The following is a 10,647-nucleotide window of genomic DNA, read 5'->3' as shown; positions in this document are numbered from 1 at the left end:
ATCAAGGCAAGGAAATGGCCTTGCATCGCGAATTGAGCAAAGGGCTGGGATTGAAGGTCTATTTCGCCGACCCGCACAGTCCTTGGCAACGCGGCATTTGCGAGAACACCAATGGCCTGCTGCGCCAATACCTGCCCAAGGGTACGGACTTGTCGGTGCATAGCCAGCAGGCGTTGGATCGCATCGCCTGGCGCTTGAACATGAGGCCGCGGGTAAGCCTGGACATCCGTATGCCGGCGGAGGTGTTTCTGGAGAAGCTTTACAGGCGGCCGGTGAACTTCTCTATTGAGGACGTGCTTGCGGTGGGGTGATGCACTTGGATGTTGACTCCGCCTAACCAAAGAAGTTGCTTTGTTTTGAATCACAGGCCCGCACGTTCGATGCCGACGCAGGGATCTACATACGGGACATCCCTGTCCCGATGAAAAACGGCCCGCATCCATGCGGGCCGCCCTACGGGTCTTCTATGGCCTTCGCGAGTGCTCGGCTACGCACAGCAACGGCAACATCAACAGCAAAATCTTTACGGCAACGGCAGGCAACGGCAGGCAACGGCAACGGCAACGGCAACGGCAAGGGCAAGGGCAATTCTGGTCGAGGCGTAGGGCATGGGATGCCTCTGGAACCGGCGCGGCAGCATCGCCGTAATCACTCGTACTCCTCCGTGCCGAATCCGGCGACAGTCGAAGATCGAATCCACCGGCACGGTCAATCCGACCAGAAGGGTTCCCCCCTTTGGCAAAGGGGGGCTAGGGGGGATTTGCTCCTGCGCTCGCCGGCACCGTCCGCCGGTCGCGTCCCTGGCGACGCCGATCGTCCACAATCGCGCGAATCCCGTTCAAAATGCCATCCGCCCCGCCGCATCGGCAGCGCCAGGACTCCCGCCCGTGACGAACGCATCCAAACAAGACGCCGCCCAGGCCGCGAAGCGCGCCGCCGAGCTGCACCGCCAGCTCGAAGACGCCAATTATCGTTATTACGTGCTCGACGACCCGACCCTGGCCGACGCCGACTACGACCGTCTGCTGCGAGAACTTGAGGCGCTGGAAGCCGCGCATCCGGGCCTCGCCACGCCCGATTCGCCGACCCAGCGCGTCGGCACGGCGCCCTCGGGCGCCTTCGACGAGGTCCGCCACGCGGTGCCGATGCTCTCGCTCGGCAACGCCTTCGCCGACGAGGAAGTGGCCGATTTCGTGCGCCGCATCGAGGAGCGCCTGGAGCGCAGCGCGCCGGCGTTCTCGGTGGAACCCAAGCTGGACGGCCTGGCGATCAGCCTGCGCTACGAGGGCGGTCGTTTCGTCCAGGGCGCGACCCGCGGCGACGGCGCCACCGGCGAGGACGTCACCCAGAACCTGCGCACGATCAACGCCATTCCGATGCGCCTGCGCGGCGAACACTGGCCGCCGGTGCTGGAAGTCCGCGGCGAGATATACATGCCGCTGGCCGCGTTCAAGGCCTATAACGAAAAAGCCCTGAGCGAGGGCGGCAAGGTCCTGGCCAACCCGCGCAACGGCGCCGCCGGCTCGCTGCGCCAGCTCGACCCGCGCATCACCAAGCAGCGGCCGTTGGCGTTCTATGCCTATGCCGTCGGCCTGGTCGAAGGCTACGAATTGCCTCCGACCCATTCGGCGACCTTGAAGCAGTTGCGCGACTGGGGCTTCCCGGTCAGCACCGAGAGCGGCGTCGTCGCCGGCACCGACGGCCTGCTCGGTTATTACCAACAGATGGGTGCCAAGCGCGACGCGCTGCCGTTCGACATCGACGGTGTGGTCTACAAGCTCGACGATTACGCCGGCCAGCGCGAGATGGGCTTCGTCTCGCGCGCGCCGCGCTGGGCGATCGCGCACAAGTTTCCGGCCCAGGAACAATCGACGGTGCTGGAAGGCATCGACATCCAGATCGGCCGCACCGGCGCGGCGACCCCGGTCGCGCGGCTGAAGCCGGTGCAGGTCGCCGGCGTGGTGGTGACCAACGCCACCCTGCACAACGCCGACCAGATCGCCCGCCTCGACGTGCGTATCGGCGACACCGTGATCGTGCGCCGTGCCGGCGACGTGATCCCGGAAATCGTGCGGGTAGTGCCGGAGTACCGCGACCCGAACGCGCCGGAATGGCAGATGCCCGGCGAGTGCCCGGTGTGCGGTTCGGAAATCGTGCGCGAAGAGGACGGCGTGGTGTGGCGCTGCTCGGGGGAGCTGACTTGCGCCGCGCAGCGCAAGGAGGCGATCCGTCATTTCGCTTCGCGCCGGGCGATGGACATCGAAGGCCTCGGTGATCGCTATATCGAGGATCTATCCGACCTGGGTTATCTGCAGTCGGTCGCCGATCTGTACAAACTCGAACTCGACGACCTGCTGCAGATGAAGCGCCGCGCCGAGGAACGCGACGGCACCACGCCCGAAACCGTAAAGGCCGGCAAGGTCGCGACCAAGTGGGCCGACAATCTGATCGAGGCGATCGACCACAGTCGCAACACCACCCTCGAACGCTTTTTGTTCGCGCTCGGCATCCAGCACGTCGGCGAGAGCACGGCCAAGGCCTTGTCGGCGTGGTTCGGCGATCTCGAGCTGATCCGCCGCCTGCCGTGGCCGATGTTCAAGCGCGTGCCCGACGTCGGCGGCGAAGTCGCGCGTTCGCTCGGTCATTTCTTCGACCAGCCCGGCAACCAGCAGGTGATCGACGACTTGCTCGCGCGCAAGGTGAAAATCGGCGACACCCACGCGCCGTCGCCGAAACTGCGCGAAAGCCTGAACCTGGCGACCTTGATGGTCGACATGGAGATCCCCAAGGTCACGCGCATCCGCGCCGATCAGCTTGCGGCCGCGTTCGGCAGCGCCGAGAAGCTGCGCGATGCGCCGGAACACGCCTACATCACCGCAGGTTTGCCGGCCGACAGTGCCCAGGCTTTGACCGCGTGGTTGAAGGTGGACGAGAACGCCCGCTTGCTGACCGGCGTCGGCGAAGCGCTGGCGCGGCTGGATGCATTGACACCGGCGGCGTCGGCCGCGGCGAGCGGCCCGCTCGACGGCCAGACCGCGGTGCTGACCGGCAGCCTGACCGCGTTGACCCGCGACGAAGCCAAGGTGCGTCTGGAGGCCCTCGGCGCCAAGGTCGCCGGCAGCGTGTCGAAAAAGACCAGCTTCGTCGTCGCCGGCGAGGCCGCCGGTTCCAAGCTCGACAAGGCGCAGGAACTCGGCGTCGAGATCTGGGACGAGGTCAAGTTGCTCGCGTATTTTGCCGAGCACGAGCTGGCCGAGCACGAATGAGCCGGGACGAACACTGGAAGCCGTCGGCGTCGTTCGAGTCGCTGCGCTTGCGCGCGCGGCTTAATGCCGCGATCCGCGCTTTCTTCGCCGAACGCGGAGTGATCGAGGTCGAAACCCCGGTGTTGTCGGTCGCCGGCAACACCGATCCGAACATCGCCTCGTTCTCGTTGCAGTTCAGCGGCCGCACCGACGGCGCGCCACGCACCCGGTGGTTGCGCACATCGCCGGAGTTCCCACTCAAGCGTTTGCTCGCGGCCGGCTTCGGCGATTGCTACGAACTCGGCCGGGTGTTCCGCGACGGCGAGGCTGGCGGCCGCCACAACCCCGAGTTCAGCATGCTCGAGTGGTATCGGGTCGGTTGGGATCATCGCCGCCTGATCGACGAAACCGCGGCCTTGGTGCGCACGGCCCTGGGCCTGGTCGGGCGCGACGCCGGTCTGCGATCGATCGCTTATCGCGAGTTGTACCGCCAGCGCCTCGGCCTGGACCCTTTCAGTGCCGACGAGTCGGTACTGCGCGCAGCGCTCGGCGAGGTGGTCATCGATCCGGAGGGGTTGAACCGCGACGATTGGCTCGACCTGCTGATGACCCATCGCTTGCAGCCGACCTTCGCCGCCGACGGCCTGCTGGCCGTGCACGATTACCCGGCCTCGCAATGTGCTTTGGCGCGTTTGCGCGACGACGGCGACGGTTGGCCGGTGGCCGAACGCTTCGAGCTTTATCTCGGCTCACTGGAATTGGCTAACGGCTATCACGAACTTGCCGACCCGGCCGAGCAGGGTGCCCGTTTCGATCGCGACCGCGCGCTCCGCGCCGAGCGCGGCGCACCGGCGCCGCCGCGCGATGAGGCCTTGCTGGCCGCACTCGGCAGCGGCAGTTTCCCGGCCTGCGCCGGTGTCGCCCTCGGCGTCGACCGCTTGCTGATGGCGATGCTCGGCAGCAGCTGCATCGCGAATGTGCTGAGCTTCGATTTCACGCGCGCGTGATCGCGATGAACCCCGCATGCGCTCGAGTGCGGCGCCGGCCGCGTTTTGATTGCAAGTTCATCGATCGCGGTTAGAGTGATCGGGTCGGGTGCGGGGGGACGTGCATGCGTGGTGTGATGATCGCGATCCAATGGCTGGCCTTCGCCGGTTTGACGTGCACGCAGGCTCGCGCAGAGCCGGTGGGCGAGCGCCTGTACGGTGGCCGCCTGCTGCGCTGCGCTTCCAGCGGCGAGGAGGTCGTGCGCTGTCCGGCCGACACCCGCGAAGGCGTGCGCTTGGTCCATCGCACTTCCGGAAAGCCCTGCGTCGAGGGCACCAGCTGGGGCGCCGACCGCGGTGGCGTGTGGGTGTCGCAAGGCTGCGCGGCGGATTTCGTGCTCGGTAAAGGCGGCAGCGGCCGCGACAGCACGACCGGTGCGCGGGTGATCAAGTGCGAGTCGCGCGGCGGCCGCTGGAACCACTGTCCGGCCACGATCGGCGAGGGCGTGGTGCTGGCCCAGCAACTGTCCAAACAACCGTGCCTGCGCAACCAGAGTTGGGGCGCCGACAAACAAGGTATCTGGGTCTCCGGCGGTTGCCGCGCCGAGTTCCGTCTGCTCGGTGTCGAGGAACAGGCCGCACAGCCGCGCAAGCCCTTGTTGCGTTGCGAGTCGCAGGACCGGCGGGCGCGCCGTTGCGACGGCGAAACCGGGCTGGGCGTACGCATGGTCAAGCAACTGTCGAAGACCGAATGCGTCGAAGGCCGCAGTTGGGGTTACGACGCGCACGGGGTCTGGGTCGAGGACGGCTGCCGTGCCGATTTCGAGCTCGATTACCGCCGCAACGGCGGATGATCCTCGCCCGTCGTCGTGTTGCGCGGTTTGCCGACCGAGGCCTGACGCTGCACTGCAACAACAGCGCAAACTAAGCGACTCATGAACGTTTTTGGCTCTCCGCCGCGAAGGGCGAAAATCTTGAGCTGGCGTTAAGCGGGTTCAGATAGAGTCCTTGGCACATTGACAAGGAGCACGAACATGTCCGCACGCATTCTTTCCGGTCTGGGTTTGATGGTCGGCCTCGGCATGGCCGCGGGCGCCGCCCAGGCCGCGCCGCAATACGACGATTACGGTTACAACAACGTGATCCGTTGCGAATCCAACGACAACCGCGAGCGCCGTTGCGACGCCGATACGCGCGGCGGCGTGCAGCTCAGCCGGCAGTTGTCGAAGTCTTCGTGCAGCCAGGGCCGCACCTGGGGTTACGACCGCTCGGGTATCTGGGTCCGAGAGGGTTGCCGCGCCGAATTCGCTCTGGGCCGCGGTGGCGGCTGGAATGGCGGCGGCGGTGGCGGTGGCGGTGGCTGGAACGGCGGCGGCAGCGGCGAAGTCGTGCGTTGCGATTCCAACGACAATCGCCCGCGCACCTGTCGCATCGACGGCAATCGCGCACGCCTGCAGCGGCAGATTTCCAGCTCGCCCTGCATCGAGGGCCGCAGTTGGGGTTCGCGCCCCGGTGAGGTCTGGGTCAGCGACGGCTGTCGCGCGGAGTTCGTCGCCTCGCGCGGCGGCGGCGGTGGCTGGAACGGCGGTGGCGGCGGCTGGAACGGCGGCGGCAACGGTGGCGGTTGGGGCGGTGGCCAGGAGATCAGCTGCGAGTCGCGCAACAATCGCCAGAACCGCTGCAACGTGTCGGTGCGCCGCGACGTGCGCCTGATCAAGCAGAACTCCGGTTCGGCCTGCATCGAAGGCCAGAGCTGGGGTTGGGACCGCAACGGCGTGTGGGTCGCCGGCGGTTGCCGCGGCGTGTTCCGGGTCAACTGATCGCTGATCGGGATAAGCCCTGGTTCGGCAGGCAACGACGCCCCCGGCCGCAAGGCCGGGGGCGTCGTCGTTTCGGAGCCGACACGCGCATCCGTTAAACTTCGCGCATGAACGACGCCATCGATTTCGACCGCTACGACCGCATCCGCCCGATCCGCTGGACCGGAGACGCACTGGAACTGCTCGACCAGCGCAAGCTGCCTTTCGCCGTGGAATACGTGCGCTGCGACGACAGCGATGCGGTGGCCGCGGCGATCCATGCCCTGACCGTGCGAGGCGCCCCGGCAATCGGCATCGCCGCGGCCTGGGGCGTGGTCCTGGCCGCGCGCGAGGTCGAGGCCGGCAGCGGTGTCGACGCCTTGCCGGCGATCGAACCGGCGCTGCAGCGCCTCAACGCGGCGCGCCCGACCGCGGTCAACCTGGCCTGGGCCCTGGCGCGGATGCGCCGGGTACTGGCCGGCGCCGGCAGCGACTGGCGCGAGGTCCTCGCGCGCGAAGCGCAGGCGATCGCCGACGAGGATCTGGCCGCGAACCGGCGCATGGGCGCGCTCGGCGCGGCCCTGATCGAGCCCGGCAGCGGCGTGCTGACCCATTGCAACACCGGCTCGCTCGCGACCGCCGGCTTCGGCACCGCGCTCGGCGTGATCCGCGCCGGCGTGGCCCAGGGCCGCATCGATGCGGTGTTCGCCGGCGAGACCCGGCCCTGGCTGCAGGGCGCGCGCTTGACCGTATGGGAGCTGGAACAGGACGGCATCGCGCCGACCTTGATCGCCGACTCGGCGGCCTCGTACCTGATGAAGACCGGCAAGGTGCGCTGGGTCATCGTCGGCGCCGATCGCATCTGCGCCAACGGCGACACCGCCAACAAGATCGGCACCTACCAGCTCGCCATCGCCGCGCGGCACCACGGCGTGCATTTCATGGTCGCCGCGCCGTCGTCGACGGTCGACATGGACACCTTGACCGGCGACGCGATCGAGATCGAAGAGCGCGACCCGGGCGAGCTGTTCGCGGTCGGCGGCACGCGCACCGCCGCCGAACGGGTCGGTGCCTGGAACCCGGTGTTCGACGTGACCCCGCACGAACTGATCGACGCTATCGTCACCGAGCGCGGCGTGATCGAGCGCCCCGACGAGGCAGCGATGCGGGCGGCGTTCGGCGGCTGAGCGAACCGCGCGGCGCCGGCTATGTCCGGAGCCGTAGAAGACGGGCAGGGCGCGAGGCCGCGCCAAATCCCTGCAAGCGCTTCCTGGCCGCTGTCGCGGACTCGGTGCCAGCGTGCACGGGGAGGTCGCGCCCAGGCCTGCGTGGAGGGCTGGCCGACGAGGTCTGCTCAAGCATTACGGCCGCTTTCGCGCCGGGCCTCCTCAGGTAGCGGCAGGCCGGTTTGGCGGTCTGCGCGAGCGCCTTTCCGGCCGCTCGCAAACCGTCCTGGCCGAGCGCGCGGCGAGAACCCCGCGACCGATGCTGCAGCGCAGCTGAAAATCACATCCAAGTGATTGTTTCTGCGTGGGAATCAGGTCCCCGTGAAACCGCGTTTCATGGTATGATTTCAAGTCACTTTTATGCCGCCCCGAGCGAGCTGCAGGACAGGCCCGCTGGGACCCTGTTTGCGGCATTCCGACTGGAATGCCGATGCCGTTCGTCCGGGGCGTCCGAATCACCGCACGCAACGGAACCCTGATGGCCGAACTCGCCAAGGAAATCATCCAGGTCAATCTCGAAGACGAGATGCGCCGCAGCTATCTCGATTACGCCATGAGCGTGATCGTCGGGCGCGCGCTTCCTGACGTTCGAGACGGCCTCAAGCCTGTGCACCGCCGCGTCCTTTACGCCATGAGCGAGCTGGGCGCTCACAGCAACAAGCCGCATTTCAAGTCGGCGCGTATCGTCGGTGACGTGATCGGTAAGTACCACCCGCACGGCGATCAGTCGGTCTACGACACGCTGGTGCGCATGGCCCAGCCGTTCTCGCTGCGCTACATGCTGGTCGACGGCCAGGGCAACTTCGGCTCGGTCGACGGCGACTCCGCCGCGGCGATGCGTTACACCGAATCGCGCATGGCTAAGCTCACCCACGAGCTGATGGCCGACATCGACAAGGAAACCGTCGATTTCCAGCCCAACTACGACGAGAAAGAGCTCGAACCCACGGTCATGCCGACCCGGGTGCCGAACCTGCTCGTCAACGGCTCGGCCGGTATCGCCGTGGGCATGGCGACCAACATCCCGCCGCACAACCTGTCGGAAGTGATCGAGGCGACCATCGCCCTGATCAACGATCCGGAGTTGGACGTCGACGCGCTGATGGAATACATCCCCGGCCCCGATTTCCCGACCGCCGGCATCATCAACGGCACCGCCGGCATCATCAACGCCTACCGCACCGGCCGCGGCCGCGTGCGCATGCGCGCGCGCGCCGAGATCGAGGTCAACGAGAGCACCGGCCGCGAGGCGATCGCGGTCACCGAGATCCCGTACCAGGTCAACAAGGCCCGCTTGATCGAGAAGATCGCCGAGCTGGTCAAGGAAAAAAGGCTCGAAGGCATCAGCGAGCTGCGCGACGAGTCCGACAAGGACGGCATGCGCATCTTCATCGAGGTCAAGCGCGGCGAGTCGGCCGAAGTGGTGCTCAACAACCTCTATCAGCAGACGCAGATGGAGTCGGTGTTCGGCATCAACATGGTGGCGCTGGTCGACGGCCGCCCGCAGCTGCTGAACCTCAAGCAGATCATCGAAGCCTTCATCCGTCACCGCCGCGAAGTGGTGACCCGCCGCACCATCTTCGAACTGCGCAAGGCGCGCCAGCGCGCGCACATCCTCGAAGGCCTGACGGTCGCGCTCGCCAACATCGACGAGATGATCGAGCTGATCAAGACCTCGGCGAACCCGAACGAAGCGCGCGAGCGCATGCTCGAGAAGACCTGGGAACCGGGCCTGGTCGGCGCGCTGCTCGGCGCCGCAGGCGCCGAAGCCTCGCGTCCGGAAGACCTGCCGGCCGGCGTCGGCCTGGCCGACGGCCGTTACCAGCTGACCGAGGTCCAGGCGATCCAGATCCTGGAAATGCGCCTGCACCGCCTGACCGGCCTGGAGCAGGAAAAGCTCACCGAGGAATACAAGATCCTGTTGGAAGCGATCCGTGGCCTGATCGAGATCCTCGAGAACCCCGACGTGCTGCTGGAAGTCATCCGCACCGAACTGCGCAACCTCAAGGAAGAGTTCGGCGATGCGCGCCGCAGCGAAATCCGCGCCAGCGAAGAGGATCTCGACATCCTCGACCTGATCGCGCCGGAAGACGTGGTCGTGACCCTGTCGCATTCGGGCTACGCCAAGCGCCAGCCGGTCAGCGCCTATCGCGCGCAGAAGCGCGGCGGCAAGGGCCGCAATGCGGCTTCGACCAAGGACGAGGATTTCATCGACAAGCTGTGGTTGGTCAACACCCACGACACCTTGCTGACCTTCACCAGCGCCGGCCGGGTGTTCTGGCTGTCCGTGCACCAGTTGCCGGATGCCGGCCCGAACGCGCGCGGCCGTCCGATCATCAACTGGCTGGCGCTGGAAGCCGGCGAGCAAGTGCAGGCGGTGTTGCCGGTGCGCGCCTACGACGACGATCACTTCGTGTTCTTCGCCACCCGCAACGGCACGGTCAAGAAGACCCCGCTCAGCGAGTTCGCCTTCCGTCTGGCGCGCGGCAAGATCGCGATCAACCTCGACGACGGCGACGCCCTGGTCGATGTGGCCCTGACCGACGGCCAGCGCGACGTGATGCTGTTCGCCAGCAACGGCAAGGCCGTGCGCTTCTCCGAGAGTTCGGTGCGCGCGATGGGCCGTACCGCGACCGGCGTGCGCGGCATCCGCCTGGCCGAAGGCGAGGAGGGCGAGAGCAACGCCTTCGTCGTCAGCATGGTGGTGATCGACGGCGACGGCGACATCCTGACCGCCAGCCAGCGCGGTTTCGGCAAGCGCACCGCGGTCGACGAATACCCCTGCAAGGGACGCGGCACCCAGGGCGTGATCGCGCTCAAGACCACCGATCGCAACGGCGCCCTGGTGGGCGCGATCCAGCTCAGCGATCACCACGAAGTGCTGATGATCTCCGACGGCGGCACCCTGGTGCGCACGCGCGCCGACGGTATTTCGCAGGTCGGCCGCAACACCCAGGGCGTGACCCTGATGCGCTTGGCCGAAAACGAAAACCTGCAGACCATCGAACGCCTCGACGCATCGCTGGACGATGTCGAAGAGGGCGGCGAGACCGGTTTGCCGGCCGTGCCGGCAGGCGCGATCGAGGCCGCCCCGGCCGCGGATGCGCAGGAGCCTTCGTCGCCGGAAGCTTGATTCCAGCGATTCGGGAACCACGAAAACGCCGCCTTCGGGCGGCGTTTTTTTGGCGCGGATCGGTTGCGCTGCGATCCGGGGTGTCGCCCGTTGCAGCTCGGTCTTCGCCGGCCGCATTCGAACCGAGCCGTCTTCCGCCGTACGCTGGAATGAACAGGCAGAAACTGACGCCGAGATGACGCCGGGATGACGAGTTTGAGCATAAACGCTCAGTTCGCGCGCTCGCGGTTGCGGCCCGCGAAACGACGGTGCTAGTTT

7 protein-coding genes are annotated in these 10,647 nt (G+C 66.9%); all 7 read left to right on the top strand.

Going from position 1 to position 10,647, the window contains the following annotated elements:
- On the top strand, positions 1 to 311 hold a 311-nt coding region (locus tag ACTOWK_RS05160), incomplete at its 5' end, for an IS30 family transposase (RefSeq protein WP_441329116.1).
- Between the two features lie 576 nt (positions 312 to 887).
- Entirely contained in the window at positions 888 to 3,266 is a 2,379-nt protein-coding gene (gene ligA, locus ACTOWK_RS05155) for an NAD-dependent DNA ligase LigA (protein ID WP_441329115.1), read from the top strand.
- The gene (gene epmA, locus ACTOWK_RS05150; RefSeq protein ID WP_441329114.1) at positions 3,263 to 4,252 is read left to right on the top strand and encodes an EF-P lysine aminoacylase EpmA; all 990 of its coding nucleotides are present in this window, start codon (positions 3,263 to 3,265) and stop codon (positions 4,250 to 4,252) included. Before ligA ends, epmA begins: the two co-directional genes overlap by 4 nt.
- Before the next feature lie 116 nt (positions 4,253 to 4,368).
- Positions 4,369 to 5,085 (top strand): DUF3011 domain-containing protein, encoded by a 717-nt coding sequence (locus ACTOWK_RS05145; protein WP_441329113.1) that lies wholly within the window; start codon positions 4,369 to 4,371, stop codon positions 5,083 to 5,085.
- A gap of 180 nt (positions 5,086 to 5,265) precedes the next feature.
- On the top strand, positions 5,266 to 6,051 hold the full coding sequence (locus ACTOWK_RS05140) for a DUF3011 domain-containing protein (protein ID WP_441329112.1): 786 nt from the start codon (positions 5,266 to 5,268) through the stop codon (positions 6,049 to 6,051).
- Between the two features lie 107 nt (positions 6,052 to 6,158).
- The gene (gene mtnA / locus ACTOWK_RS05135) at positions 6,159 to 7,217 is read left to right on the top strand and encodes an S-methyl-5-thioribose-1-phosphate isomerase (protein ID WP_441329111.1); all 1,059 of its coding nucleotides are present in this window, start codon (positions 6,159 to 6,161) and stop codon (positions 7,215 to 7,217) included.
- 517 nt (positions 7,218 to 7,734) lie between these two features.
- A complete protein-coding gene (gene gyrA / locus ACTOWK_RS05130; protein WP_441329110.1) occupies positions 7,735 to 10,389 on the top strand; it encodes a DNA gyrase subunit A in 2,655 nt (884 codons plus the stop codon).
- Positions 10,390 to 10,647 lie beyond the last annotated feature (258 nt).

Source organism: Lysobacter sp. CA196, from assembly GCF_052078695.1.
In the GTDB taxonomy this organism is placed as follows: Bacteria; Pseudomonadota; Gammaproteobacteria; order Xanthomonadales; family Xanthomonadaceae; genus Lysobacter.
Note: the sequence above shows the minus strand (reverse complement) of the source record. Positions and strands in the feature narration are given on the sequence as shown.

Bases quoted from the DNA above. Each gene is read 5' to 3' on its own strand.
- ACTOWK_RS05140 (WP_441329112.1), top strand. From the start codon at position 5,266: ATGTCCGCACGCATTCTTTCCGGTCTGGGTTTGATGGTCGGCCTCGGC.
- mtnA (WP_441329111.1), top strand. From the start codon at position 6,159: ATGAACGACGCCATCGATTTCGACCGCTACGACCGCATCCGCCCGATC.
- ACTOWK_RS05145 (WP_441329113.1), top strand. From the start codon at position 4,369: ATGATCGCGATCCAATGGCTGGCCTTCGCCGGTTTGACGTGCACGCAG.
- epmA (WP_441329114.1), top strand. From the start codon at position 3,263: ATGAGCCGGGACGAACACTGGAAGCCGTCGGCGTCGTTCGAGTCGCTG.
- gyrA (WP_441329110.1), top strand. From the start codon at position 7,735: ATGGCCGAACTCGCCAAGGAAATCATCCAGGTCAATCTCGAAGACGAG.